Genomic DNA, 25,685 nt, shown 5'->3' with positions numbered 1-25,685 from the left:
ACAATCCTGTTGACGAGCGCGCCGCTCTCCAAGCGCGTATTTGAACCCTGTTTTTGTGGGGTTTTCGAAAGTTTCACGCTGGCAGCGTCGTGCTAATGGCGTCGCCTGAGCGAAGCGTGTCTCATGCGGAGAGATGAATGTCCCCGAGATTCGACGTCGTGCGCAAAACGGGCCGTGTGGTCCGGCGTCGGCTAGTCCGACGCAATAGCAGCGCCACGATGCGCGTGGCAGATGCCTTCTCGCGCTTTCCCTTGCTTGCCGGCCTAATCGGCACGGCTATCGCTATTTCCATGGCGGTGCTTTCCTTTGCCGCGCTTTGGCAAGGCCGTGCGCAGGCGTTGCAGAACGCACATGAGGCGTCCGCCAATGTTGTTGCGACGCTCACTGCCGATATTTCACGCAATATCGAATCCATCGATCTTTCGTTGCGCACCATCGTAAGTGGAATGGAAAATCCGGCCGTGATGGCCTTGTCCGACGACTTGCGCAAGCTCGTCCTATTCGATGGCGCAACCGCAACGAATTACATAGGCGGCGCATTCGTGATGGACGGGCAAGGACGTATCGTAGTCGAGCGCGATGCATCCGTTCCTAACGAATTGCGCTTTAAAGACCGCGACTATTTCACGGCGCACGCAGCAAGAGCCGACGTCGGGCTCTATATTTCAAAGCCGTATCAATCGCGCTTGCGCAACGGCGCATATTCGCTCGCGCTAAGCCGCCGCATTAACGCACCGGATGGCTCGTTTGCGGGCGTGGCGGTGATCGCGCTCAATATCGACTATCTCAAGGCATTACTCTCGCGCGTCAATGTCGGCCGAGCGGGCTCCGTTTTCATCGTGCAGCCAGACGGCCTGATGCTTGCCCGCAAGCCTCCCTTGCCCGCTGGCGCCTCCAGCACCGTGGTTCGCTCGCCTACCTTTTCGTCGATGACGGATCAACTCAACGGCTCTTATATTTCGACTTCGCCCCTGGACGGCGTGCGCCGCATCTATACCTTTGCGCATGTGCCGGGCACGCAACTCATCGCAGCGGTCGCGCCTGCGGAAGATGATGTACTTCAAGGCTGGCGCGAACGCAGCACGATGATCGGCGGCCTGACTCTCATGTTCGGCGCTGGCTTCATCGTTCTGTCGTGGCTGCTTGCAATCTCGCTGCGTTCGCGCGCCATCGCTCAGGAAAAGTTGCAAAGGCTCGCAGGGACCGATTCACTCACCGGTCTCGCTAACCGGCGTGCGTTGGATCGCCGTCTCGACGAGGAATGGCGACGTGCGCGGCGCGCGGATCAGCCGCTTTCCGCATTGTTCGTCGATGTCGACCACTTCAAGCTCTACAACGACACCTACGGTCATGCGATGGGCGACGATGCGCTCGTCGCCGTGGCCGATTGCATACAGCATTCAGTCAAGCGACCGGGCGATATCGTCGCGCGCTACGGCGGTGAGGAATTCGTGATCGTGCTGCCTTCAGCGGCGGAGGAAGGCGCAGTGACTTTTGCTGAACGTCTTCGGATGATGGTCGAAGCGCTCGAGATTCCGAACAGCGGTTCGCCGAGAGGCTTCCTTACCGTGAGCATTGGCTGCGCGACGGCCCATCCGCGTCATAGCGATGACGCGCTCAAGTTGCTGAACAACGCGGATGCGGCGCTCTACCGTGCGAAACGCGCAGGCCGGAACCGGGCTGTCCACGAAAATAGCGCAGCGGGCGGCGGCTGACGCGCTCGAATCCTCTCTCGAGATCAATCGACCAGTCGCGCTCCATTGGCATAATGCATACAAAATATCGTCGTCCAGGGACCGCATGAACGCGTTGACCTTCATCCGTCGCGGACCTCGCGGCATGTTCAGCGTCCCCGAGGGGCGCCGGCTTGCACGTACGCTCCTGGGCTGCGCGATTAGTTACGGCGCCGCAAAACTGATCGCGCTTCCCGAAGGTTATTGGGCGCTCATCACCACGCTCGTCGTGGTCACTCAGCCCAGCCTCACGCAGGCGCTGGGAGCCGCGCGCGATCAGATCGTCGGCGCTTGCATCGGCGCGGTGGCGGGGGTGATCGGGCTCATCGCCATCGAGCATGGCGCCGCGCCGCTCGCCGTATTCGCGATCGAACTCGTGCCGCTCGCCACGCTTGCTGCGGCGCGGCCCGCGTTGCGGCTTGCATGCATCACGCTTGTCATTGTCGTGCTGATTCCGACAGGCGGTGGGCCCTTGTTTCAGCGGCCGCTGCATCGCGTGCTGGAGATTCTCATCGGCGCGGCGTCCGCGTTCATCGTCGCGGCTATCTTGCCGAACCGCTCGCTTACGACCGCGCATCGCTGCGTAGCCGACACGCTGAAGTGTCTTGGCCAGTTAGTCGCCTTGCATCTTTCCGACGACGCAGACGACCATGAAGCCCGAGCGGCGCAGCTCGAAAAGAAGAGCGCTCAGGCGCAGCAAGCGCTCGACGATGCCCTCGAGGAAGCGGAGCGCGAGCACATCATCGTGCCCCTGCAAAGCCGCCGCGCGGATGCCATCGACAAGGCCGCGCCCTTTCTGCGGCGACTGCACAGCGACACCCTCTTTCTCGCCAAGGCAGTCTCGCGTGACCCGCAAGCGGCACGAAGCGATCATCTGCAAGAAAGCGCTGCCGCGCTGCAGACCCTCTTCGACAAGCTCGCGCAAGTGCTCGGCAACGTGCATCGGGATGACGCCGAACTCGACCACGTGCGTGCAACGTTGGAGTCGCTGAAGGACGCGTGCATGAGAAGCAAAGGCTCGCACGATGTCGCGCAGTTCGTCATCAAGCTGATCGTGTCGGATGTCGATGCGTTGATCTCGGCCATCTATCCCGCCGCGCCGTCCGCGCCGGCTTAGCGCGAAAGGCCGCGGGCATCCACCGGCCACAGGTCGACGACGCGATCACCGCGATAGCACACGTATTGATCGTAGAGGTTCACGGTGGGATCGCAATGGCCGGGCGGCAGAAGCAGACGCGCGCCGATAGCATCGCTTATGTTCACAGTCGTGCCGGCTTCCAGCATGCCGTGCTCGTCGTTGGCCGATGTGTATGCCAAAGCGGGTGCATCGTCCGATGCATGCAACCAACGCACGCTGCGCGGTAAGCCGGAATCGACCGCCAGCCCCTTCAGGCCGACATCGCAGACAGCCATGCCGGGCCGCGTCGCGCTCATGATGGTCGACAAAATGAATAACGCATGCCGCCAGCGAAGTGCGCCGTCCCAAGCGAGGCGCCCATAATCCCCGTCGATGAAGAGGTAGGAACCGGGCTGCACTTCGGTATAGACGCCGCTGGCCGCGTCGAACTCGACTGTACCGGTGCCTCCGCCGGTCACGATGCCGCATGCGATTCCGCGCGCTTCGATGGCATGAACATAGGCTGCCGTGCGCTCGGCGGCGCGCTGCGCTTCTTCCTTGCGGGCGCTCCACTGCACAATGTGCTGAGCGCCGCCGTGGTATGCCTGAATGCCAGTGAAGCACAGCGCGGCTTGCGCATGAATCGCGTCGATGAGCGCGAGAAGGGCATCTTCATTGGTGACGCCGCACCGATGCTGGCCTGCATCGACTTCCGGCAGCACGTCGATCTCGACGCCCGCGCGTGCGGCGGCATCGCCGAGCGCTGCGACTTGCGGCAACGCGTCGACGCAAACGGAAAGCCGTACATGCGCGGCGAGTTCCACTGCCATCGCCAGTTTGTCGGCGCCCACGAATTCGTTGCTGATATGAATGCTTCGAACGCCCGCCGCCGCGAAGGGATAAGCCTCGGAGAGCTTCTGGCAGCATACGCCAACGGCACCCGCCTCGATCTGCTTGCGGGCAATGACGCTCGATTTATGCGCCTTCGCATGCGGTCGGAGCGCGACACCCTTCTGTTTTGCAAACGCCGCCATGGCGGCGAGATTGACGTCGAAAGCATCCAGGTCGAGAAGCAACGACGGCGTGGCAACGGCGTCGAGCGTATCGCCCGGACGGGCAGCGGGAGGAGGAGCGAACGTCATGCGGTGATCGGCCGGATTGGTAGACAAAATGCATGATAGCGCCCGACGGTGCTTTGCATATTGCATGCAAGCAGTACACACCCGCCTTCTGCCGCTTCGAAACATGCAAACGCGAAACCCGGCCACCGTGAATGCGCACGGCACCAGGTTTCACTTACAAGGTCGGCCCGGCGCGCTCAAACGTACTTTCGCGCCGGTGTTGTGCCCGGCTTCTCCTCGTCGACTTCGAGCGCTCGGTCCGGACGCATCGTGAACGAGAGGATGATGCCCGCCGCCATCAGAATCATCGACACGGTGAAAGGCAGATTCCAGTTGCCGGTGCGGTCGATCAGCCAGCCGCCCACCACCGGACTGATGATCGCCGCGAGCGCCGAACCTGAATTCATAATGCCGGATGCCGTTCCCGAGTGCTTTGGCGCGATGTCCATTGGCACGGACCACATTGGACCGATCGTCATCTCATTGAAGAAGAAGCCGGCCGAGAGGCAGACCGCGGCAAGCGTGATCGAGATGTCGGACACGAGCATGATCGGCGCAAGCGAAAGAAGCGTGAGCAGCATGCAGACGCCGACCATCACGTTACGAGCCATGCGCACGTTGCCGCTCTTGCGAAGGATACGGTCCGTGAGAGAGCCGCCGAGCCAGTCGCCCAGCACGCCCGCGAAGAACACGCCTGACGCGAATAGCGCCGACTTGCCGAGTTGCATGTGATAGCTGTGCAGGAAGTATTGCGGAATCCAGCCAAGGAAGAGCCAGAGCACCCATCCGTAGCAAAAGTAGACGGCGGTCACGGGTGCCATGCGGCCGAGCAGAATGCGCCACGGCACCGGCGAGCGCTGTTTCACGCCGGAATAGCTCGAAAGCGTCGCACACTCCCCTTCGGTGATACGCGGATGATCGCGCGGATTATCGCGGAAGTAGAAGACCCACACGAGCGCCCAGATGAAGCTGATGATCCCCGTGATGATGAACGCGCCACGCCAGCTGGTCGCGACCATGAGCCACACGATCAATGGCGGCGCGACTGCATTACCAATGCGTGATGCTGCATGCGTAATACCTTGTGCAAACCCGCGCTGATCGGCCGGCATCCAGTTGGACATGGCACGCGTTGCGGTGGGAAAGGTCGCGCCTTCGCCGAGGCCGAGCAGCACGCGCGCGACGATCAGCGAAAGAAAGCCGCCGGACAAGCCGGTGAGCACTGTCGCTCCCGCCCAGATGATCGCGCAGAGCGTGAGCGTGCGGCGCGGACCGAAGCGGTCGCCCACCCATCCGCCGATGATCTGAAACACGAGATACGGATAGGCGAATGCCGAAAACACGAAGCCTACCTGCGTGTGCGACAAGCCCAGTTCGGCGCCGAACTGGCTTGCCGCGGTGCTTACATTGACACGGTCGATATAGGTGATGAAATACATCGCGCATAGCAGCAGCAGCACGCGTGTGGTGGCTCGACGGAACATCATCGTCTCCTTGAGTAGTGGCGAGCGTGTCCGAGGCGTGTGGCACGATGCCAGATGCCCTTGAACGTGGCCTGCAAATCTGATCTCGGTACGTCTATGAACTGCTTCGATCGATGGCGAACGGATACGCCATGAGCGTGTTATTCCGTGCGGTCATGGAACCGTCGGATGCGTGGCTTACGCGGCGTTGTCATTGCGTGTCTCCTTTCGCGGGTCGTCGATGGCCCGTTGTCATGTTGTCGATGGTTCAACTCATATGCACGTCGTTTTGCGGGCTCAGGCGACCTCATGCAAGCGCATTGGCAAGCACCCGCGCCACGTGCAACGCTTCGGTCTGTGCACCATCCGCGATCTGATGACGGCAGCTCGTGCCATCCGCGACGATCACGGCATCGCGTGCATCTCTTGCCTTGCGTACCGCCGGCAGCAGCGACAGTTCCGCCATCGCCTGCGAGGCTTCGTAATGCTCCGCTTCGTAACCGAAGCTGCCCGCCATGCCGCAGCATGACGATTCGATCGTCTTCACTTCCAGACCGGGAATCCACTTGAGCACGGTTTCGACCGGACGCAGGGCATCGAATGCCTTTTGATGGCAATGGCCATGCAGCAACGCGCGACTGTGATCTAGCGGCTTGAGGTCGATATCGAGTCGTCCCGCAACGCGCTCGCGAACCAAAAATTCCTCGAAGAGAAAGGATGCCTCCGCGAGCTTGCGCGCGGCATCGCCGTAGCCGTAGCCGAGGAACTCGTCGCGCAGCGAGAGAAGACACGAAGGCTCGAGGCCGACAATTGCCACGCCGCGTTCGACATATGGCAGAAGCGTATCGAGCGTGCGCCGTGCTTCAGTCTTGGCTTCGTCGACGAGCCCGGCGGAAAGCAACGTCCGTCCGCAACACAACGGCCGTTCTCCCGCTTTCGTATTGAGATGAACCGTGTAGCCCGCCGCCTCGAGCACGCGCTGTGCGGCACGCGCATTGGCCGGCTCCATGTAGTTGTTGAAGGTATCGACGAAGAGCAAAACCTCCTTAGTTGCATTTGCAACTATTGTCGTCGACGCATCCGACAGAAAGGCTTTTTCAAAACGGGGAAATGCGCGTTGCGGCGCCAGGCCGAGTTTTGTCTTTAGCCAGCGCGCCAAGACCGGCATACGCGCTTCGATAGCGCCGCTCATGAACGGCCAGCGGCTTGCATAGGGCGCATAACGCGGCAGATAAGCGACAAGACGTTCACGCACGCTCACACCGTGACGTGCGGTGCGCGCAGCACGCGTTTCGATCTTGATGCGCGCCATATCGACGCCTGTCGGACAATCGCGTTTGCAGCCCTTGCACGACACGCACAGATCGAGCACGTCCTTCACGTCCTGACTCGCAAGGCCCTCTTCACCCAATTGTCCCGAGAGCGCGAGACGCAAAGTGTTGGCGCGTCCACGCGTGACATGTTGCTCGTCTTTCGTAATGCGATAGCTCGGGCACATGGTTCCCGCATCGAACTTGCGGCAATGGCCATTGTTGTTGCACATCTCGACTGCCTTGGCCAGTCCGTTCGAAAGATCATCGCCAGAGCCCGGCGCACCCTCCAGGCCTGTCAACGGATCACGCGTCACGTTCCAAGCCGACCAGTCGAGTTGCGGCTCGAATGCACGTTCACGATACGACGGCGGAAAGCGGAAATTCACCGTATCGTCCATTTTCGGGGGCGCCACGATTCGGTCCGGGCTCAGGCGATTGTCCGGATCGAAGAGCTGCTTGATCTCGCGAAACGCCTCGTTGATGCGCGGCCCATATTGCCACGCAACCCATTCACCACGGCATAGTCCATCGCCGTGCTCGCCCGAGAATGCGCCTTTGTATTCGCGCACCATCGCAGCGGCTTCTTCGGCGATAGCTCGCATCTTTGATCCGCCATCGCGACGCATATCGAGGATCGGACGCACATGCAACGTGCCGACGCTCGCGTGGGCATACCAAGTGCCTTCGGTGCCATGCTTTCTGAAGACATCGGTAAGACGGCTCGTGTATTGCGCCAGATGTTCGAGCGGCACCGCGCAGTCTTCGATAAAGGACACGGGCTTGCCATCGCCCTTCATGCTCATCATGATGTTGAAGGCCGGCCTTACGCACTTCCCACAGCGCTTTCTGCGGGCCGGCGTCGGGCATCTGCACGACCGAATCGGACAGGCCGAGATCGCTCATCAGATCGACAAGGCTTGCAAGTTTCGTCACTTGTTCAGCGCGATCGGCGCCCGCGAACTCGACCAGCAAGACTGCTTCTGGCTCACCCACCAGCGCCTTTTCGATGACAGGGCGAAACGCCTGATTCGACATTGCTAGATCGATCATGGTGCGATCGACCAGTTCCACGGCAACAGGTCCGAGCTTGACGATGTGTTGCGTCATCTCCATTGCATCGTAGAAGCTCGGAAAGTTCACCACGCCAAGCGTCTTGTGCTCGGGCAAAGGCGCGAGCTTCAACGTAAGTTGCCGGCTAAAGGCAAGCGTGCCTTCCGATCCCACCAGCAGGTTCGCCAGATTCGGCTCGCCGTCTTCGCTGAAGGGCAACGGGCTTTGGCAATCGAACAGATCGAGGTTATAACCAGCCACGCGGCGCAGAACCTTGGGTATGCGTTCACGCATTTCATCGCGTTCGCGCAATGCAACGTCGCGCACGCTTTCTACGAGCTCACGCATGCGGGCATCGAGCTTCATTGCCGAGAGCTTACCGAAGCTGCCCTCGTATCCGTCAGCAAGAATCGCGTCGATGGCGAGCACGTTATGCACCATGATGCCGTATGCCATGGAGCGCGAACCGCACGAGTTATTGCCCGCCATGCCACCGATCGTGCATTGCGCGCTCGTCGAGACATCGACAGGAAACCACAAGCCATGCGGCTTGAGCCATGCATTCAGGTGATCGAGCACGACGCCCGGCTCGACTGTCACCGTTCGAGCGTCCTTGTCGAAGTGCACGATGTTGTTGAGCCACTTGCTCGTGTCGATGACGAGCGCCTCGCCTATCGTCTGACCGCACTGACTCGTCCCGGCGCCGCGCGCGAGCACGCTTGCCTTTGCCTCGCGCGCGATCTCCAAAGCAAGCCGCAAGTCTTCCTGATCCCTCGGCACGACCACACCTTGCGGCATGATCTGATAGATCGACGCGTCGGTTGCATAGCGTCCGCGCGACGCGCGATCGAACAGCACATCACCCTTCAGCTCGCGTTGCAGACGCATCTGCAAAGGGGTCGGCGCCGCTGCGCGACCGGCGCGCCCGGACGCTGGCATCAAATGGATCGGCTTGACGAGTCGGTCTGTGGGTGTATTGAGCATCGTCGCTATCGGTTAGTGCGGGAGGCCTGCTTGGGCTTTTGCATGCTGAATGCTTTATGCCGGCACACCGCATGCATTATTCGAAATGCAATTCGACGGTAGGCAGGCCGTCGATCGAGCCCACGGCGTGGCCCGCCCCATCCGGGAAGGCAAGTCCGGTGTAAGAGCCCGCCGTGATCACCGTGCCCGCGGCGAACGCGATGCCATGCGAGACCGCGTGATTGACCGTCCACGCAAGCAGACGACGCGGATCGCCCGCCGGGTTCGCCGGTGGGCCTTCGAACAGCGGTTTGCCGTCGCATTCAAAGCTCATCGCCGGGGCGACGAACGGGAACGCTTCGTCGTAAGGCACGCCCGCGCCGACGAGTAGCGCGCCGTGATTCTGCAGATCCGCGAGTTGCCACGGCTTCTCGACGTCGGGCCACGCAGCGAAGCGACTCGCCACCACTTCGATCGCCGCATGCACGGAACCGATCGCGCCGATGATTTCGGTATCGCTATACGGTCCGCTGCCTGCCTCGAATGCGCGATTGAATACAAAAGCCACTTCGAGTTCGAGCCCTGCTCGTCCGAAAGCCGACATCGATAGCCGCGCGCCCGAGGCATGCATGCCATCGGCCGGGAGCAACGCAGCCTGGATCGGACCATCGGGCGTCTTCGCGCCGACCTTCCACCCGCCGACGCTCGCGCCGAGTGCATGCAAAGTCGCCTTTTGCGCGGCGTAGGCTTCTTCCGCGTTCGATGGCCGCGCGTCTTCCGGCAATGCTTCGAGCTTCGCGCGATGCGCACGCGCTTCCATGAAGAGCCGCGCGAGCGCGTCGGCGTCGAAGGCCGCGCTCATGCCGCCGCCTTGAGTTCGGGTTTCGCAACGTGGCTCGTCAGATAGTCCATCGCCGCGGCCACGCCGCTCCCTTCGAGTTTGATGCCCGCGAGCTTCAGTCCCATCTCGCAGCCGGTGAGCGCGGCCATCAACGTGAGATCGTTGCAATCGCCCAGATGCCCGATGCGGAACATGCGGCCCTTCACCTTGCCGAGACCCGTGCCCAGCGACATATCGAAGTGCTCGTAGATGAGCTTGCGTACCGCATCCGCATCGACACCTTCGGGCGTCATCACACCGGTCAGCACCGGCGAATACACGGACGAATCCGCGCACTGGATTTCGAGCCCCCACGCGGTGACTGCCGCACGGCAGGCGGCCGCGAGCCGCTGATGGCGCGCGAACACGTTGTCGAGCCCTTCGCCGAGAATCATGTCGAGCGCTTCGGACAGGCCGTACAACAAGTTGGTGTTCGGCGTGTAGGGCCAGTAGCCCTGCTTGTTCATTTCGATGATCTCTTTCCAGTCCCAGAAAGCACGCGGCAGCTTCGCCTCTTTCGATGCCTCGATCGCCTTCTGCGACACCGCGTTGAAGCTGATTCCCGGCGGCAGCATCAAGCCCTTCTGCGAGCCGGACACGGTCACGTCCACGCCCCATTCGTCATGACGATAGTCGGCGGATGCGAGACCGGAGATCGTGTCGACCATCAGAAGCGCCGGGTGGCCAGCCGCGTCGATGGCGCGCCGCACTGCTGCGATGTCCGAGGTCACGCCCGTGGACGTCTCGTTGTGAACGACGCATACCGCCTTGATCGTGCGCTGCTTGTCTTCGGCAAGGCGCGCTTCGATCATGTCGGCCTGCACGCCGCGGCGCCAGCCCTCAATGCCGGGCAAGCCCAGGAACTCCGGCTTCAGTCCGAGGTTGACCGCCATCTTTTGCCATAGGGTCGCGAAGTGGCCGGTTTCGTACATGAGGACCGTGTCGCCAGGGCTGAGCGTATTGGCGAGCGCCGCTTCCCATGCACCGGTGCCGGAAGCCGGATAAATCACCACCGGCTGGCTCGTCTTGAAGATTTTCTTGATGCCATCGAGCGCCTTCAGGCCGAGTGCACCGAACTCCGCCCCGCGATGGTCGATGGTCGGATAACTCATCGCACGCAAAATGCGATCGGGCACCGGGCTGGGTCCCGGAATCTGCAGGAAGTGACGGCCAGAGGGGTGGTAATCGAGCTTCAGCATGGATGCGCATCCTCTTAAATTGAATTTTGCATGCAAAATACTGTAGCGCAGCGACGCGGCCGCGGAAAGGTTTAAATAGGCCAAATGGCCTAGGGATAACCCGCTGGAGGTTTTTTCCGGCAAGCTAGGGTTAAAATTGCCGCAAACAAATTCGAGGTATTGAATGCAAAATCGCGACCTGCCCGACGCCAGTCTTTCGCCGCTCCTACAGAAGGTCGAGCGCATGCGTTTGCACGACACGGTGGTTGATCACTTGCGTGAATTCATCGTGGAAGGCCTGCTTGCGCCGGGCGTGAAGCTAAACGAGCGCAAGCTTTGCGAGACGCTCGGCATTTCGCGCACGCCCTTGCGTGAAGCGCTGAAGGTGCTGGCCGCGGAAGGGTTGATCGAGATATCGCCGAACAGGGGTGCATCGGTCTCGCAGATGAGCGAACTCGAAATCCGCGAGATGTTCGAACTGATGAGCGGACTGGAGGCGTTCTCCGGCGAACTGGCTTGCGAGCGAATCACGCCGCAGGAGATCGCGGACATCAAGGCGCTTCACGCGGTCATGCTGGAATGCCGCGCGCGCAATGATTTGTCGGGCTATTACAGCCGGAATCAGGCTATTCACGACAAGATCAATGAAGCCGCGCGCAACACGGCGCTACGGCAAACCTACGTGTCGATCAACCGGCGCTTGCAGGCCATGCGCTTTCGATCGAACTTCCAGACGCCCAAGTGGGATAGCGCGATACGAGAGCATGAAGAGATGATCGAAGCGCTGGAAACGCGCGATGGCAGGCGCATGTCGACCATTCTTCGTCATCACCTGCTCGGCAAACGCGATGCCGTTCTCGCCGAGCGCACGCTGACCACGGTGAAGGCGCCGGTTGCCAGGAAGCGGACGCACACCGGCGACGCTGGCTGAAAACGCCATACTCAAGCGCATCGAACGCTGCGTTCCCCCGCGCACAGTTCGATCGGCCGAATCCTCGCAAGCTTCGCTACGATTCGCGCCAATGGCCGAAGAGCCTGACATCGGGGGACATGTTGAACACAATAAGAGGTACATGCCTGGCGCTTGGGGCGGCGCTCGTCGTTGGCGGCTTCACGCTCTATTACGACGATCAGGACGTGAGCGTCGCGCAAGCCGATACGGACCGCGCAACGGTCGATTGCCTCACGCAGCAGCTCACGCATGATGAGAAGGTCAGCATTGCCCGCCTGACCGTCGATCACGATAACGCGAACATGCGTCGCGTCTACACCGATGTTCTGTCGCGCTGCGTACTACGCGCCGATCAGTGGGACCGGCGCTCGCAACTCGTCGCGAGCGCGCGTCAAATTCTCGCCTACGATACCGAGTTCCGGCGCATGCTCAGCGAAAGCACGATGCGCATTGCACAGCGACCCTGACATCGCCTTCTCGAAGCACGACGTTGGTCGAACGACATAGGCCGCGAGGCGATGGAGTAACATCGGCCATTGCGCGGCAATCGCATGCATCATTCGGCATTCAGAATGCAATCCACATCTCACGGCAATTCGACGACGATCGAGTTGCCCTTCAAGCGGCCCTTCGACTGGACTCGCCTGCTCGCCTTCATAGGCGGCCGGGCGGCGGCGGGCGTCGAGTCGGTGGAAGGCGGCGTTTATCGACGCGCGATCGAATGGCATGGCGATGAAGGCACCGTCGAAGTCAGGCCGCATGAGCGCAAACATCGCCTTGTCGTGACCGTCGACGGCAATGCGCAGCGGCATGCCGATGAACTTGCCGAACCGCTCGCTCGTATGTTCGATCTGCATGCCGATCCCCGCCGGATTGCAAGCGTGTTGTCACGCGACCCGTTGTTGGCGCCGCTACTCGATGCCTCGCCGGGGCTACGCGTGCCGGGCGCATGGTCCGGGTTCGAGTTGGTGGTCAGAACCATCGTGGGCCAGCAAGTGAGCGTGAAAGGCGCTTCGACGATCATGGGACGAATCGTGCAGCGCGCGGGACGAATGATCGATGGGCATTCGCACGAGGCCACTGCCTGGCGGTTCCCGACGCCCGCCGAGCTTGCCGCCGCGGACCTGGATAAGATCGGCATGCCCACGAAACGTGTCGAAGCCGTGCAGCGGTTTGCGAATGCGGTGTCAACAGGCGCGTTGCCGCTCGACGAACCGGACGCTGATGCCGAGGCGTTGAAGCGCGATCTGCTGGCGCTGCCGGGTATCGGTCCGTGGACAGTCGGTTATGTCGCGATGCGCGCCCTGCGCGATCCAGACGCATGGCCCGATGCCGATCTCGTGTTGATGCAGGCCATCGCGCGGCGCAATCCGGCCCTGCTCAAGCCCGCGCAGCAACGAGCGCATATCGAGCGTTGGCGGCCTTGGCGCGCTTATGCCGCAGTACATCTGTGGAATGGAGTGGCGATGGAGACTGGGGCAGCGCGAGGCGGGTAGATTGAATACCAGACGAATGTATGCGGTCGACTGCATGCAATGCCACCGGCCAAACGAAGCTCCAGGGAACCTGAATTTCACCAAGCCACCAGACGCCATCAGGTTTGAACAAAATCGCATTCGGTCGATTGAATACCACGCAAATGCATACGGTCGACTGCATGCAAAAGTCGCGTGCGAGCCAGATTTCAAGAAACTGACCCGCCTTCGACCGAAAGGCCTAAGCCCCTGCCGCACCCCGTCTTCCCGCAGCAATCGCAAGCTCGATCGAAACCAGCAACCCCTCTTCATCGAAAGGCTTGCGCAGAAAACCCACCGCGCCACGCTGCATGGCTCGCTGAACCGTATCGTCGTCACCGTGCGCGGACATGAACACCACCGGAATGCCCCGATGCTCGGCGTTCAATCGACGTTGCACATCGAGCCCCTGCATCCCTCGCATTTTGATATCGAGCAGAACGCACATGGCATCGTCGACGGCCGACGATGCAAGGAACTCCTCGCCCGACGAGAACATCGCGGTCGCGTAGCCAACGGCCTTGAGCAAATTGCCGACGCCGCGTCTTACCGAGGCGTCGTCATCGACGATGCAGACAAAGCTCATGTATGCCAATGCTCCCGTGGCTCGCGTCGCGGCAGATTCATCGGGAAGCGGCCGATACCAACACGAGCCTGCCGCCGCGCGCCGCAGCACCTAGCGTTCGCATGCGCGGCTCAGTGCGTGCAGACGTCACGACGCCAGCATCGTCGGACTCGCCCGACTTGCGCAACGCATAGTCGCGCGTCGTCTCCAGCAGGAAATAGTCACGAGTCGTGCTGTCGAACGAAGTCATCAGAAGACACTTCGAGGCGAGGCCGACGATCGCCTCCATGACCTCGTTTCGCGATAACCATTCGCACGCGGCGACTGTACAAGCCTCATCCAGCGAAAAGCGGTCGGGGAATACGGCGAGCCGTCGCAGCACTACGCGTTCGGCCGCGCCGAGCAGTTTGTAGCTCCAGTCGAGCGAAGCGGCCAAGGTCTGCTGCCGAGGCGGCGCAGTCCTGCGCCCGCCCGTCAGCGACTGGAACCGATCATCGAGTTCCGCGGCCAGCCTGCGTATGCCGAACACAGCCGCCCGCGCTGCGGCGAGTTCGAGTGCCAACGGAATGCCGTCGAGCCGGCGGCAGATCGTCGCGAGCATGTCGAGACTGCCGCGGTCCCGTTCGACCGACACATTTAGCGCGCTCATCTGCGCGAGAAACATCCGCACCGAGGCGCTGGCGAGAATCGCTTGCGAGGTGGACTCGACATCGGGCATGTCGAGCGGCGCGACCCGGTAGCACTTTTCGTCGTGCGTGCGCAGTGGCTCACGGCTCGTCGCCAAAATTCGCAGCGCCGCGCATGCTTCCACGAGTTGTTGGGCGAGCGACGCGGCTGCCTCGATTACATGCTCGCAGTTGTCCAGCAACAGCAGTATCTTGCGGCTCTGAAGAACCGTGATGAGCGCTTTGATCGAACCATCGCTCATGGAACGGTCGATGCCAAGTGCTTCGGCGATGGTGTCCGCGACCATGCGCGCATCGTTCACGGCCGCGAGCGAAACGAAGCACACATCGATCTTTGCGTTAGCCGCAATCGAACGCGCCGCCGCGATGCCAAGCTGCGTCTTGCCAATACCGCCCGAGCCCAGCAACGTGACGAGATGCGCTTCCTGCAAGGCACCGACGATCTCTGCAAGCGCGCTCTCGCGTCCGATCAAAGCCGCGCGATGATGCGGCAGGGCATCGAGATGCGTCGCTTTCGGATCCATTGAATCGGCAGGCGCGGACACGTCGACCGCATTCGCCAGCCGATAACCTCGACCGGACACGGTATGGATAGCCTGACCGTCAGCGCCGAGGACACGCCTGAGCGTCGAAAGCTGCACATGGATGTTGTTCTCGCCGACCACCGATTTCGGCCACACGTGGCGCAGAATCTCATCCTTCGTGACCGTTTTGCCATTTGCGCGAATCAGCAATTCGAGGATGTCGAACGCGCGCGAGCCGACCTCGAGCAGTCGCCCATCCAGACGCGCCTCGCGCATTTCCAGCGACACTACGATTCGACCGATCTTGATCATGCCGCACCCACGCCTGGTTGATTAACGGAACCGCCACGTTGCGCGCAAGCGCGATCAGTCGTCGTACGGACGAGCATCCGCGGATACGAGACACACGAAGGCGCTCGCCTTCAGCACGCATTCCACCGAAGACAGCAGAAACAGCAGCGGCGACACGCGGAACTCGACCGGCAGCCCGAATGACATTGCCATCAGACCGATCGTGCAGAGCAACGCATAGACGATGCGCGCGACGCGGCTGCCAGTCAGCACGAACCCAACGAGCGCCAGCCACAAGAGTTTGCCGACGATGCATGCAAGCGCATCGCGCGCCGAGAGACTGATCCATAACTCGAACGGCAACTCGACGAGCGCCCACAGACCGGTCGCGAGAATCAAGCGGCGCGTCCACGCCCCAAGCGCGATGCGGCCGCTCAAGAACGTATCGGCAGAACTGGCTCGTCGTGAGGAGACTGGATCGTCGAGAAAGCGCATGACAGTGGTTCCTTGGCGGACTTCCGCGCGTAACGACGCGGCCTTTATCGAACAACACGCATTACCCGGCGACGTTCGTCTTCGTCTTCCAGCAGTACGGGGTATCGCCGACCATTCGCTTGAATACGGTCGTGAAGTGAGCCTGCGAGCGGAAGCCGCAACTCAGGGCGACATCGAGCATGTTTTGCTTCGACTCACGCAGCAGGCGCTGCGCGTATTCCACGCGGCGGCGCAGGAGAAACTCGTGCGGCGGCATGCCCGTCGCGCGGCGAAACTGCGAGGCGAAATGCATGCGCGTGAGCCCTGTGCTACCGGCGATATCCGCGAGGCCGATCGAATCGGCGAGATGGGCATCGATAAATTCGATCGCGCGATTGAGCCGCCACGCGGGCAAGGCGCTGGCCTCGCGCTTTTGCCGGTCGGCCAGAGTGAAGTGCCGTGCGACCAGGCGCGACACGATGGCGAAGCTGACGCTATCGGTGAACACCTTGCCCACCGCCGCGTCCTCCGATTGCGATACCGCGAGCGCCTGTCCGAGCCGTTCCAGCGCGGGGTCGCGCACGAGCTTGGGATCGTCGATACGAATATCGCCTGCATGCGGCCGCCCGAACATGTCCTCGAAGCATTCGCTCAAGACCTGTTGCCCGACGAAAAGATGCAGCACGTCGGCAGGCGACTCGAACACTGCGCTGCAGCGCACGTCGGGCGCCGTGATCTGCACGGCTCCGGCGGCGACGCGTCCGCGCACGAGCGTCTTGCCTGCATGAGAAAACGTGAGTGACGTGCACTTGAGACTCAGTGCAATGCAATGATGCGTCGCGCTCTCGACACTCGCGACTTCCACCGGCGACTTATCGTTGCAGGTCCATCGCGAGAGGAGAATGCCGCCGCGCGGACGGCTGCTGGCAGCGTCGTCGGGAGGTGTGCGCCATGCATGTTCCATTCCGATTCCGTTCGCCCGGCTCTTCTGCGCGACCTCGATTACGGGTTCGGGATACGACATCGACGAAATGGTCATGACCGGTCATCCAGTGAAGTTGTTTGAGCGACTTTGCATGGACTCCACGGTATCGCACGGCAATTCGTACAGCCAGTCGTACGTTGGGGTGGCTTGAATGACCGATGGTTGGTTCAGATCATACGGAGGTTTAGTCGGGGTTCGATGCGGCGCGGGCGGGTTGACTAGCGCGAGGTCTAACGCGGTGCGGTTGTTCAGACGGAGGCGGCAGGCGAGTTATACGTGGGTATAGGGTGTGAGCGGTTCGTCGTCGCGTGATTCAATAAGCACGCTGCGCAGTGCCAATCGCCCTCGCCCAAGGCCAACCATCTCAAACCCCACCCCGCGCGCGCCTCACCGGCAATGCGACTCCCAACGCCTCCGCCTTCCTCACGAAATCAGCAAGGGAGCGCGCCCCCATCTTCCGCATGGCCTGCCCACGATAGATTTTCACGGTGATCTCGCTCAGGCCCATCTCCGCCGCGATCTGCTTGTTCATGAGGCCCGAGGCGACGAATGCCATGACCTCACGCTCACGTGCCGTCAACGTGTCGTAGCAATGCCGCAAATCCGCTACCGAACGGTTCGTCGCGCGACGCTGCGCATCGTTGGCCAGCGCCTGTTCCACTGCATCGAGCATGTCCTGATCGCGGAACGGCTTGGCCAGGAAGTCCTGCGCGCCGGCCTTCATCGCCTTGACCGTCATCGCGATATCGCCATGCCCCGTCATGAAGATGATCGGCAGACTCAGTTCGCTCGATGCAATCTGCTCCTGCACCGCAAGTCCGCTTTGTCCCTTGAGACGCACGTCGAGGATCAGGCAACTCGGCACATCCGGCATGTCGAACGCCAGAAACTCCTGCGCGGAGCCGAAGGTTTCGACTTTGAGGCCCACCGAACGCAGGAGATTGCTGACGGCTTGGCGCATCGATTCGTCGTCGTCCACCACGTACACCATGGCGCTCGCGGTGTTGTTGCTGGCGTCAGCGCTCGCATCGCTGCGCGGATGACTGCTCATCACATCTCCCTTCGTGAGCGGACAGAAGAAGATGCAAAGGCGCGCGGCCTTTTACATCGCCGAAAGCGCGCTGGAAGGAGCGGTCGAAGTGACGCGCTCCAGGAAAAGCGTGCTTCCCAAGCGATGATGCGCGAGGCCATCCACGCGACGGTACTTATTTTTCCTTAATCGTTCAAAAGGCGGCGCCGCGACGCTCACCCACGACCGCTCCCATGCGGCTGCAATGTCACCGTGCAAGTCATCCCCATCGCGAGCCTCATTCCCTCGGGAACACGATCGATATGAATCCGCACCGGCACTCGCTGCGCGAGCCGCACCCACGTAAAAATCGGGTTGACGTCGGCGAGCAAATCGCCGCTCGTCGGATTGTCACGGTCGGCGATCCCGCTTGCGAGACTATCCACGTGACCTTGAATGTCTTCACCGCCCGATAGCAGTCTGATCGTCGCCCGATCGCCCACTTTCACGTGCGGCAGCTTCGTTTCCTCGAAGTAGCCGTAGACCCAGAACGAGTGCGAGTCGATCAGCGCCATGCGCGCGGTCCCGGCCGTGGCGAAATCGCCCGGATAAAGGTTCAGGTTCGTGATGAAACCATCGGACGGCGCGCGCACCTCGCTGCGCGTCAGGTTCAGCGCGGCCGTCTCTTGCGCCACTACCGCTGCCTTCACGGCTGCCTCGGCCGCGTTGTAGGCGGCGACATCGGCGGCATGATCCGACGCCGATTGCCTGGCGAGCGATGCCGAATCCAGCCGGCTTTCGTCCGATATCACGTCGCCCGCAAGATTGGCGCGGCGCGCCGCCTGAGCGCGTTTCATCGCAAAACCGGATTCGCTCGCGGCCATGCGCGCCTTCGCCTGCGCCATTTGCGCCTGCGCACGCGCGAGATCGGCATCGGCCTGCGCCACGGCGTAATGGAAGCGAGCCGGATCGAGCACGAACAGAATGTCGCCCTTGCGCACGAGCTGGTTGTCCTTCACGCGTACGTCGCTGACGAGGCCGGAAACATCCGTCGCGACTTGCACGACCTGCGCGCGCACGCGCCCGTCGCGCGTCCACGGCGAGTACATGTAGTCGAGCCACAGCATGCGAACCAGCACGATCGCCACGACCAGTATCGTGAGCGTGAACCCCGCGCGCAGGATGGATTGCGTTTTCATCTTGATGTCATTGGGTGGTTTCATCGCCATGAGAGCAGCGAAGCGCCGCTGAACATCGCAGCGAAGAGCGCGACGCGAAAGAGGCTCGCGTGCCACGTAAAGCGATAAAACCCGAGCCGCGCCAGCACGAGATCGAGAACGACGAACAGCAGCACGCAGCCAGCAAGTATCGGCAGCAAGCCGGGCATGAGAAGCGAGAAGACGTCAATCTCGCGTGGCATCGGCGACTCCTTGCGTTGCTTCCCGCGGCATGGACGATGCAAAGCCGCCGCCCAGTTCCTTCATCAATAACGCCCAGGCATCGAGACGTTTCGCCCGAATCGTCGCGAGGCTTTGTTCCTGCTGCAACTGCGCATCCTGCGCGGCCAGCACGTTCAAAAACTCGGTGATGCCGCTGCGATACCCCGTGTCGGCAAGCTGAAACGACTTGCGCGCCGAATCGAGCGTGTCCTCGATCGACGCCTGCTGCTCGCCGAGCGAACGCAAGGTTACGACTTGCGTGGCAACGCCCTGCATCGCGCCGATCACGCTCTGGTTGTAGGCGTCGACGGCGGCATCGCGCGACGACACCGCGACGCCGTAGTTGCCGCGCCGCCGTCCGCCGTCGAAGATCGGCAGCGAGATCGCCGCGCCCACGCCGTGGCCCATGCCGTTGCTATCGACGAAGTTGAAGAAGCCGCCGAAAGTCGCCGCCGATCCCAGCGATGCCGTCGCCAGCAAGTTGATGTCCGGATAGAAATCCGCATGCGCCGCGTCGATGCCCTTGTCCGCTTGCAACACGCGCCAGCGCCCGGCCACCACGTCCGCGCGATGCCCGACGAGCTCGGCCGGCAGCGTCGCCGGCAGATCGACCGGCACGCTCAGCGCGAGGCCGGGACGGCGCAAGGCATCGGCATAACCCGGCCCCTTGCCCGCCAGCCCCGCAATGCCGATGCGCGAAAGCGCGAGTTGTTGCTGCGCTTCCTGCACGCGTGTCGTGCTCATGGCAAGTTGCGTCTGCGCCTGACTGACTTCGAGACCGCTGCCGACGCCCGCATGCCAGCGGCGCGTGGCGATATCGAGCGTGCGCTGCTGTTCGTTCTGCACGTCGCGATAGACATCGAGCAATGCGTATTGCAGCGACAACTGCACATAGCTGCGCACCACGGCCGTCTGCAGCTCGACTTCGGCGAAGCGCGCGTCGGCCGCCACCGCTTGCACGTTGTCGAGCGCGGCTTCGCGGATCGCGCGATTCTTGCCCCACAGATCGAGATCGTATGAAAGGTCAGCCTCGACGTTGTTGCTCCACACGGTCGTGCCGCCAGGCGGCGCGGGCGTGGTGTAGCGGGCATAACGTCTGCGCTCGAAGCTGCCGTTCGCGCTGACTTGCGGCAACTCGGCCGCGCCTGCGATCTGCGCCTGAAAACGCGCCGCGTCAATTCGCTCTTGCACCGCGCGCAGCCCGGGATTGCCTGCGGTCGCGTCCTGCACCAGCGTATCCAACTGCGGGTCGTTCCATTGACGCCACCACGCGTCGGCGGGCCATTTCGCATCGGCTTGGGTCGCGCGCAGAGCGGCACCGGCGTCGAGCGTGGCGGGGTCGATCATCGACTCGTGTGGGTGGATGCCGCCGCTCGTGATGCAGGCGGAAAGAAGCAGCGCGCAGCCGCTCGACGACAAGACCCACGACAGGCGGCGCGTGTTCATGCCGGCGTCTCCTTCGTTTGCCATAACGCGAGGCTGTCATCGCGCAAGGTCAGCTCGGTGAAATGCAGCAACGCGCGCATGCGATACCGCTTGAGCGTCGCCGTATCGGTCGCGATGTTGTCTCCGAGCGGCAGCATGTCGAGCGCCCGGCGCGTCGCTATGAGCGCGTTCTGCGCGGCTTCGGGCGTCGTGTTCGAGAACACGCTCGCCAGCGCCGCAAGCCATGCGTCCTGTTCCGCCGCCCAGCCTTCCGGCAAGGTCGCGCCGAGTTGCGCGGTGTCGAGACGAATCTGAATCATCGAGCGGCCGATCTCGAGCGCCGCGAACGCCCAGCCGATCAGACGGTCACGATTCACGCGGGCATCTACCGGCGCGGATGCAATCTGCAAGATGAAATCGCGCAAGCTCAGTTCGAATGTATAGAGCAGGTCGGCGAGGTCGCCATTGCGCGCGTCATGCACGATCAACCCGCGAATCTGCTTCATGTACCGCGCGGAGATCCAGTCGCCCGCGCGCGGAACGAGCACCGAGAACGCGACCGCCGCCACCGCGATTCCGCCTAGCAGCGCGAAGCCGGTGTCGAGATAAGCGCTCGGGTTATAGACCGTCGGGTTCGTAATGCCGACGATGAAGCAGAAGTACAAGCTGAAGCCGAGCCCGAGAATCGCCGTCTTCGGGAACGTGTTTAGATAGCTGCCGATCATCACCACGATCGCCATCGACGCCGCCAGCAACTCGAACGTCTCGATGCGCGGCAGCACGAAGAAATTAAACGCGAAGCCTGCAAGCCATCCTCCAAGACAGCCGCCGAAAATTTGCCAGCTCGCGACCGTCGGGTTCGGTGCAAGCGCGAACAACGCGCTCGTGATCGCCACCGCGACGATGGCGGTTGCGCCTCCGACCCAGCCCGAGGCGATCCACGCCGCGCCGACCGCGAGCACGGCGACGGCGGCGCGCGCACCGGCGATGGTCGCGGCCGTGCGATTAGCCGTGGCCCGCGTCCTGCCGATGCGGCCGATTGCCTGCAGCACCGACTGCGACCACGGCAAGCGGCCGATGGTGCGCGCGTCGATATAGCTTCGGCACATCAGGCGCAGATCGGCCATCGAAAAGAACAGTGCCGCGCCCGTCGTCGATACGAACTGACGCTGATGCGCCGACAGATCCGCGAGCGCCTGCAACAGCTTGCCGAGGCGCGTGGGCAAGGCATCCTCGAAGGCATCGAGATCGCGCATCAGCGTTTCCACCGCTTCGAGCGTGACGAGTTGCGCGTCTGCCTCGTTCGGCACGACGGCGAGCAACGCGTCGATGAGATCGTAAGCGGCCGCGAGCGCGCGCGGGTCAGCTTCGGCGGCGGCACGTAACTTCAGTTGATGCAGCGCGTGAATCCACGCGACGGTATCGAGAAAACCGCGGTCGAGATCGAGATAGACATGGTTGTGAAGACGGATAGCCGGGTCTTCGAACACGGCGCCGCTGCGCAGGCTTTCCACTTCCACACGCTCGCGAATCAGCGCGAGGAAGGTGTCGAAACCGGTAAGCGTCGCGGTGCGGTCGAGCATCGCGTGCATGGCGTTGAGCAAGTCCGTGAAGTTCTTGCGGCTGGCCGCATAGAGCGCGGGCGTGACAGAGCGCGGAAAGATCACCGCGCTGACCACGCTCGCGCAGACCACGCCGATCACCACCTCGCTCACGGTGAATACGACGTTGTCGTACACGCCATAAGGATTGGACCACGCCGGTATGGCCGTGATGGCGGTGCCGTATCCTGTCAGCACGAAACCATACGACTGAAAATTGCGGTAGTAGGACGCGCCGAACACGCACACGCCGATCCACACCGCGAGCGCGATCAAAAAAAGCCACGGCTGCTGCGGAAACAGCGCGATGAGCACGAGCCCCGCAAAGCTGCCGCACACCATGCCGAGCCCGCGATAGAAGCCACGCGCGATCACCATGCCGCTTTGCTGATGCATCATCACGATGATGCACGAGACCATGGCGGTGGCCGGCGTGCGCAGTTCGAGCCGCATGCACACGCCCATTGCAAGCGACATGGCAAGCGCCACTTTCGCGATATGCCTGAAGCGGGGTCCGTCGTCGTTCCAGTATGTCTTCAGCTCTTCCCGCCATCGAGGCAGGGCCGCGCTGCCGGCATCGGCTTGCAGGGTCATGGGGCGCTCGTCGCTTGTTCGTGCGGATATTCGCGTGGTATGGAGTCTGCTGCGAACGCGGACCAGGCAATTGCACAATCGCACGCTTTTTGCGCATGCGCTGCATGAAATGACCGGCCATGAGACGTGCTCGCGTAGTCAGGTCCGGCTAATCTTTGTATGATGCGTCCCAACACAACAGGTACCAGCCAGCCATGCCGAGAAAAGCGCGGAACAGCGAAACCCCGCCGAAGATCGAAGACGTCGAACAGGAAAAGCTCGTCACGCGCCGCTTGGCGCCGGAGGTTCGCGAACGGCAGATCGTGCTCAAGGCCGTCGATCATTTCGCCACGCATGGATTCTCCGGCAGCACGCGTGAACTCGCGCGTCAACTCGACATCACGCAGCCGCTTCTGTACCGCTATTTTCCGAGCAAGGAAGCGTTGATCGACCGCGTGTACGAAGAGGTCTATCAGTGGGACACGAGCTGGGAGAACCTCATCAAGGACCGCGACCTGCCCATTCAGGAACGCATGGTGCGGTTCTATTCGGCGTATTCGGTGGTGATCCTGCGGCGCGAGTGGATTCGCATCTTCATCTTCGCGGGACTGACGCGCGAAGGCATCAACTCGAAATATCTGACGCGTCTGCGTGAGCGCGTGTTTCTTCCGGTGATGGCGGAGATTCGTCTTGCCTATGGACTGCCCGCGCCCGCCAGCGCGCGTCAGCGGGAGATCGACCTCGAACTGATCTGGAGCCTGCACGCCAGCATTTTCTATCTCGGCGTGCGCAAGTGGATCTACGGTCTGCCTGTCACCGACGACGTCGAAGATCACATCGCGCGTCAGGTCGACGCCTTCTTGAACGGCGTGCCCGCCGCGCTCAAACACGCAACCAAGCAGCCCGCGCGCATCAAACCGGGCGCCAAAGCCTGAGTCCGCTTCCAGGCCGGCAAACGCGCCGGCCGTTCGTCTTATTCCCATCGCATCACTCCCGCCTCGTGGTTTTTCAGGGTAAACACCGGCGATGCGCCGCTTTATCCCGCTCCCCGCTTCACCTACAATTTATCAAACGATCACTAATCGATCGATAAATAATTTGTCAGGAGCCGAAGATGCCTGTTACGAAACTTGCCCACTACTCGATCCGCACGACCGATCTCGAACAGTCGTGCCACTTCTATGAACGCATCCTCGGCTTCAAGCGCGGCTATCGTCCGCCCTTCGACTTTCCCGGCGCGTGGCTCTACAAAGGCGGCGACGAAGTGGACTTCGGCACGGTTCATATCATTGGCGTGGATCCGAACAATCCCGAAGGACTCACCGCATATCTCGGCGACAAGGCCTTGCCCGCGAGCGGAACGGGCACGGTCGATCACATTGCGTTTCTCGCGACGGGCGTCGAAGAGATGTGGCAGACGCTGACAAGCGAAGGCATCGCGTGGCGCGATCGCACGGTGCCAAGCCTCGGCTTGCATCAAGTGTTCATCGAAGATCCGTCGGGCGTGACTATCGAACTCAACTTCCCCGCCGAAGAACTTAGCCGCCTCACGCATGCACGACCGTCGAGCAAGCAAAACCCCGTCAGCGAAGGAGAATGAGCATGGTCCAGAGTTCCAAACGATCCAGAGCGATCATCGTCGGCGGTTCGCTCGGCGGGCTTTTCGCAGCGAACCTGCTGGTGCGTAACGGCTGGGATGTAGACGTGTTCGAGCGCGTGCCGGATGAACTCGCCGGACGCGGCGCGGGCATCGTAACGCATCCCGAACTTTTCGATGCACTCGGCGCAGCCGGCATTCAAATCGACGATGGCATCGGCGTGAAGGTGCGTTCACGCGTGACCTTCGCGCAGGACGGCGCGGTGCTGTCCGAACGCGATCTGCCGCAAACGCTGACCGCGTGGGGCAAGATGTATCACGTGCTGCGCGCTGCGCTTCCCGACGTGCACTATCACGCTGGAGTAACGGTGGCATCGGTGGAAGATGACGGCGATCGTGCAACCGTCACGCTCGGCGACGGGGCGATATTGCACGCCGATCTCGTCATCGCGGCGGATGGCTTCAAATCGGCTATTCGCGAGCGCTTGATGCCCGAAGTGAAGCTGCAATATGCCGGTTATATTGCGTGGCGCGGTCTTGTCGATGAAGCCTCGCTGTCGCGTGAAACTCGCGACGCGCTCTTCGACAAGTTCGCGTTCTGCCTGCCGCCGCGCGAACAAATTCTCGGCTATCCCGTGGCCGGCCAGGGCAATAGCACGACGCCCGGCGAGCGCCGCTACAACTTCGTGTGGTATCGCGCAACGAGCGAAGATGTCCAGCTTCCCGATTTGCTGACCGATGCATCGGGCAAGCGCTGGACCGGCGGCATTCCGCCGACGCTCATTCGCGCCGACGTGCTCGCCGACATGGAAGACGCCGCGCTCACGCTGCTCGCACCGCAATTCGGCGAAGTCGTGACGCGCGCGACGCAACCGCTCTTTCAGCCTATCTTCGATCTCGAAGTGCCGCGCATGGCGATCGGCCGTATCGCGCTGCTGGGCGATGCCGCGTTCGTTGCGCGTCCGCATTGCGGAATGGGCGTGACCAAGGCAGCCAGCGACGCCATGACGCTCGTCAAGGCACTGAAGACGCATGGCGATGTGCAAGACGCGCTTGCCGGCTACAGCCTCGAACGCACGCAAGTGGGCACGGCTATCGTGCAGCACGCGCGCCATCTCGGCGCATACATGCAGGCGCAGTTGAAGACGGAAGTCGATCGCGAGATGGCCGAGCGCTACCGCACGCCCGATGCCGTCATGCGCGAGACCGCCGTTCCCGCGCGGTTCTGATGA

At 62.1% G+C, this 25,685-nt stretch carries 21 protein-coding genes and 1 pseudogene; 8 read left to right on the top strand and 14 right to left on the bottom strand.

Annotated elements, in window-relative coordinates:
* Positions 1 to 137 precede the first annotated feature (137 nt).
* Both P9292_RS38405 and P9292_RS38400 read left to right on the top strand, forming a co-directional pair.
* Complete coding sequence (locus tag P9292_RS38405; protein WP_309964789.1) at positions 138 to 1,715, top strand: sensor domain-containing diguanylate cyclase; 1,578 nt, start codon at positions 138 to 140, stop codon at positions 1,713 to 1,715.
* 85 nt (positions 1,716 to 1,800) lie between these two features.
* Positions 1,801 to 2,850, top strand: coding sequence for an FUSC family protein (locus tag P9292_RS38400; protein WP_309964787.1), 1,050 nt, complete (start codon positions 1,801 to 1,803; stop codon positions 2,848 to 2,850).
* On the opposite strand, the gene P9292_RS38395 is transcribed toward P9292_RS38400, so the two are convergent.
* The 5 genes and pseudogenes from P9292_RS38395 to P9292_RS38375 form a co-directional block, all read right to left on the bottom strand.
* A complete protein-coding gene (locus P9292_RS38395; protein ID WP_309964785.1) occupies positions 2,847 to 3,992 on the bottom strand; it encodes a DSD1 family PLP-dependent enzyme in 1,146 nt (381 codons plus the stop codon). The genes P9292_RS38400 and P9292_RS38395 overlap by 4 nt on opposite strands.
* A 176-nt stretch (positions 3,993 to 4,168) precedes the next feature.
* Entirely contained in the window at positions 4,169 to 5,458 is a 1,290-nt protein-coding gene (locus tag P9292_RS38390; protein ID WP_250510517.1) for an MFS transporter, read from the bottom strand.
* Between the two features lie 283 nt (positions 5,459 to 5,741).
* Positions 5,742 to 8,781, bottom strand: a pseudogene (locus P9292_RS38385) (FAD-binding and (Fe-S)-binding domain-containing protein).
* A 76-nt stretch (positions 8,782 to 8,857) separates the two neighbouring features.
* Complete coding sequence (locus P9292_RS38380; RefSeq protein WP_309964783.1) at positions 8,858 to 9,622, bottom strand: 2-keto-4-pentenoate hydratase; 765 nt, start codon at positions 9,620 to 9,622, stop codon at positions 8,858 to 8,860.
* Positions 9,619 to 10,839 carry an aminotransferase class V-fold PLP-dependent enzyme gene (locus P9292_RS38375; RefSeq protein WP_309964780.1) on the bottom strand — a complete coding sequence of 407 codons (1,221 nt, stop codon included), beginning with the start codon at positions 10,837 to 10,839 and terminating at the stop codon, positions 9,619 to 9,621. Before P9292_RS38375 ends, P9292_RS38380 begins: the two co-directional genes overlap by 4 nt.
* 163 nt (positions 10,840 to 11,002) lie before the next feature.
* Between P9292_RS38375 and P9292_RS38370 the strand changes: the two genes are divergently transcribed.
* From P9292_RS38370 to P9292_RS38360, 3 genes are all read left to right on the top strand, one after another.
* Entirely contained in the window at positions 11,003 to 11,749 is a 747-nt protein-coding gene (locus P9292_RS38370) for a GntR family transcriptional regulator (protein WP_244831257.1), read from the top strand.
* 119 nt (positions 11,750 to 11,868) lie between these two features.
* Positions 11,869 to 12,237, top strand: coding sequence for a hypothetical protein (locus P9292_RS38365; protein ID WP_309964779.1), 369 nt, complete (start codon positions 11,869 to 11,871; stop codon positions 12,235 to 12,237).
* A 105-nt stretch (positions 12,238 to 12,342) separates the two neighbouring features.
* A complete protein-coding gene (locus P9292_RS38360) occupies positions 12,343 to 13,266 on the top strand; it encodes an AlkA N-terminal domain-containing protein (protein WP_309847619.1) in 924 nt (307 codons plus the stop codon).
* A gap of 220 nt (positions 13,267 to 13,486) precedes the next feature.
* Here the strand turns inward: P9292_RS38360 and P9292_RS38355 are convergent, their stop codons facing one another.
* The 9 genes from P9292_RS38355 to P9292_RS38315 form a co-directional block, all read right to left on the bottom strand.
* Positions 13,487 to 13,870, bottom strand: coding sequence for a response regulator transcription factor (locus P9292_RS38355; RefSeq protein WP_244831254.1), 384 nt, complete (start codon positions 13,868 to 13,870; stop codon positions 13,487 to 13,489).
* A 37-nt stretch (positions 13,871 to 13,907) separates the two neighbouring features.
* On the bottom strand, positions 13,908 to 15,371 hold the full coding sequence (locus tag P9292_RS38350) for a winged helix-turn-helix domain-containing protein (protein WP_309964777.1): 1,464 nt from the start codon (positions 15,369 to 15,371) through the stop codon (positions 13,908 to 13,910).
* A 54-nt stretch (positions 15,372 to 15,425) separates the two neighbouring features.
* The gene (locus P9292_RS38345) at positions 15,426 to 15,845 is read right to left on the bottom strand and encodes a hypothetical protein (RefSeq protein ID WP_309964775.1); all 420 of its coding nucleotides are present in this window, start codon (positions 15,843 to 15,845) and stop codon (positions 15,426 to 15,428) included.
* A gap of 61 nt (positions 15,846 to 15,906) precedes the next feature.
* On the bottom strand, positions 15,907 to 16,863 hold the full coding sequence (locus P9292_RS38340; protein WP_250467926.1) for a helix-turn-helix domain-containing protein: 957 nt from the start codon (positions 16,861 to 16,863) through the stop codon (positions 15,907 to 15,909).
* 310 nt (positions 16,864 to 17,173) lie between these two features.
* Positions 17,174 to 17,860, bottom strand: coding sequence for a response regulator transcription factor (locus P9292_RS38335; protein WP_244831250.1), 687 nt, complete (start codon positions 17,858 to 17,860; stop codon positions 17,174 to 17,176).
* Positions 17,861 to 18,054: 194 nt separating this feature from the next.
* Positions 18,055 to 19,017: an HlyD family secretion protein gene (locus P9292_RS38330; protein ID WP_309964772.1), complete on the bottom strand. Its 963-nt coding sequence runs from the start codon at positions 19,015 to 19,017 to the stop codon at positions 18,055 to 18,057.
* A 20-nt stretch (positions 19,018 to 19,037) separates the two neighbouring features.
* Positions 19,038 to 19,238: a DUF1656 domain-containing protein gene (locus P9292_RS38325; protein ID WP_244831248.1), complete on the bottom strand. Its 201-nt coding sequence runs from the start codon at positions 19,236 to 19,238 to the stop codon at positions 19,038 to 19,040.
* A complete protein-coding gene (locus P9292_RS38320; RefSeq protein WP_250467924.1) occupies positions 19,222 to 20,703 on the bottom strand; it encodes an efflux transporter outer membrane subunit in 1,482 nt (493 codons plus the stop codon). The genes P9292_RS38325 and P9292_RS38320 overlap by 17 nt, the downstream gene beginning before the upstream one ends.
* On the bottom strand, positions 20,700 to 22,877 hold the full coding sequence (locus tag P9292_RS38315) for an FUSC family protein (protein ID WP_309964769.1): 2,178 nt from the start codon (positions 22,875 to 22,877) through the stop codon (positions 20,700 to 20,702). The genes P9292_RS38320 and P9292_RS38315 overlap by 4 nt, the downstream gene beginning before the upstream one ends.
* Positions 22,878 to 23,071: 194 nt before the next feature.
* Between P9292_RS38315 and P9292_RS38310 the strand changes: the two genes are divergently transcribed.
* The 3 genes from P9292_RS38310 to P9292_RS38300 all read left to right on the top strand — a co-directional run bounded on the left by P9292_RS38310 (position 23,072) and on the right by P9292_RS38300 (position 25,682).
* A complete protein-coding gene (locus tag P9292_RS38310) occupies positions 23,072 to 23,791 on the top strand; it encodes a TetR/AcrR family transcriptional regulator (protein ID WP_250467922.1) in 720 nt (239 codons plus the stop codon).
* A gap of 179 nt (positions 23,792 to 23,970) precedes the next feature.
* A complete protein-coding gene (locus P9292_RS38305) occupies positions 23,971 to 24,456 on the top strand; it encodes a VOC family protein (RefSeq protein WP_244831244.1) in 486 nt (161 codons plus the stop codon).
* Positions 24,453 to 25,682 carry an FAD binding domain-containing protein gene (locus P9292_RS38300; RefSeq protein ID WP_309964766.1) on the top strand — a complete coding sequence of 410 codons (1,230 nt, stop codon included), beginning with the start codon at positions 24,453 to 24,455 and terminating at the stop codon, positions 25,680 to 25,682. The genes P9292_RS38305 and P9292_RS38300 overlap by 4 nt, the downstream gene beginning before the upstream one ends.
* Positions 25,683 to 25,685: the final 3 nt, after the last annotated feature.

Source organism: Caballeronia sp. LZ001 (genome assembly GCF_031450875.1).
GTDB lineage: Bacteria > Pseudomonadota > Gammaproteobacteria > Burkholderiales > Burkholderiaceae > Caballeronia.
Note: the sequence above shows the minus strand (reverse complement) of the source record. Positions and strands in the feature narration are given on the sequence as shown.

Excerpts from the sequence above, each read along its gene's own strand:
- P9292_RS38405 (WP_309964789.1), top strand. The coding sequence starts at position 138 with ATGTCCCCGAGATTCGACGTCGTGCGCAAAACGGGCCGTGTGGTCCGG.
- P9292_RS38400 (WP_309964787.1), top strand. The coding sequence starts at position 1,801 with ATGAACGCGTTGACCTTCATCCGTCGCGGACCTCGCGGCATGTTCAGC.
- P9292_RS38395 (WP_309964785.1), bottom strand. The coding sequence starts at position 3,992 with ATGACGTTCGCTCCTCCTCCCGCTGCCCGTCCGGGCGATACGCTCGAC.
- P9292_RS38390 (WP_250510517.1), bottom strand. The coding sequence starts at position 5,458 with ATGATGTTCCGTCGAGCCACCACACGCGTGCTGCTGCTGCTATGCGCG.
- P9292_RS38380 (WP_309964783.1), bottom strand. The coding sequence starts at position 9,622 with ATGAGCGCGGCCTTCGACGCCGACGCGCTCGCGCGGCTCTTCATGGAA.
- P9292_RS38375 (WP_309964780.1), bottom strand. The coding sequence starts at position 10,839 with ATGCTGAAGCTCGATTACCACCCCTCTGGCCGTCACTTCCTGCAGATT.
- P9292_RS38370 (WP_244831257.1), top strand. The coding sequence starts at position 11,003 with ATGCAAAATCGCGACCTGCCCGACGCCAGTCTTTCGCCGCTCCTACAG.
- P9292_RS38365 (WP_309964779.1), top strand. The coding sequence starts at position 11,869 with ATGTTGAACACAATAAGAGGTACATGCCTGGCGCTTGGGGCGGCGCTC.
- P9292_RS38360 (WP_309847619.1), top strand. The coding sequence starts at position 12,343 with ATGCAATCCACATCTCACGGCAATTCGACGACGATCGAGTTGCCCTTC.
- P9292_RS38355 (WP_244831254.1), bottom strand. The coding sequence starts at position 13,870 with ATGAGCTTTGTCTGCATCGTCGATGACGACGCCTCGGTAAGACGCGGC.
- P9292_RS38350 (WP_309964777.1), bottom strand. The coding sequence starts at position 15,371 with ATGATCAAGATCGGTCGAATCGTAGTGTCGCTGGAAATGCGCGAGGCG.
- P9292_RS38345 (WP_309964775.1), bottom strand. The coding sequence starts at position 15,845 with ATGCGCTTTCTCGACGATCCAGTCTCCTCACGACGAGCCAGTTCTGCC.
- P9292_RS38340 (WP_250467926.1), bottom strand. The coding sequence starts at position 16,863 with ATGACCATTTCGTCGATGTCGTATCCCGAACCCGTAATCGAGGTCGCG.
- P9292_RS38335 (WP_244831250.1), bottom strand. The coding sequence starts at position 17,860 with ATGAGCAGTCATCCGCGCAGCGATGCGAGCGCTGACGCCAGCAACAAC.
- P9292_RS38330 (WP_309964772.1), bottom strand. The coding sequence starts at position 19,017 with ATGAAAACGCAATCCATCCTGCGCGCGGGGTTCACGCTCACGATACTG.
- P9292_RS38325 (WP_244831248.1), bottom strand. The coding sequence starts at position 19,238 with ATGCCACGCGAGATTGACGTCTTCTCGCTTCTCATGCCCGGCTTGCTG.
- P9292_RS38320 (WP_250467924.1), bottom strand. The coding sequence starts at position 20,703 with ATGAACACGCGCCGCCTGTCGTGGGTCTTGTCGTCGAGCGGCTGCGCG.
- P9292_RS38315 (WP_309964769.1), bottom strand. The coding sequence starts at position 22,877 with ATGACCCTGCAAGCCGATGCCGGCAGCGCGGCCCTGCCTCGATGGCGG.
- P9292_RS38310 (WP_250467922.1), top strand. The coding sequence starts at position 23,072 with ATGCCGAGAAAAGCGCGGAACAGCGAAACCCCGCCGAAGATCGAAGAC.
- P9292_RS38305 (WP_244831244.1), top strand. The coding sequence starts at position 23,971 with ATGCCTGTTACGAAACTTGCCCACTACTCGATCCGCACGACCGATCTC.
- P9292_RS38300 (WP_309964766.1), top strand. The coding sequence starts at position 24,453 with ATGAGCATGGTCCAGAGTTCCAAACGATCCAGAGCGATCATCGTCGGC.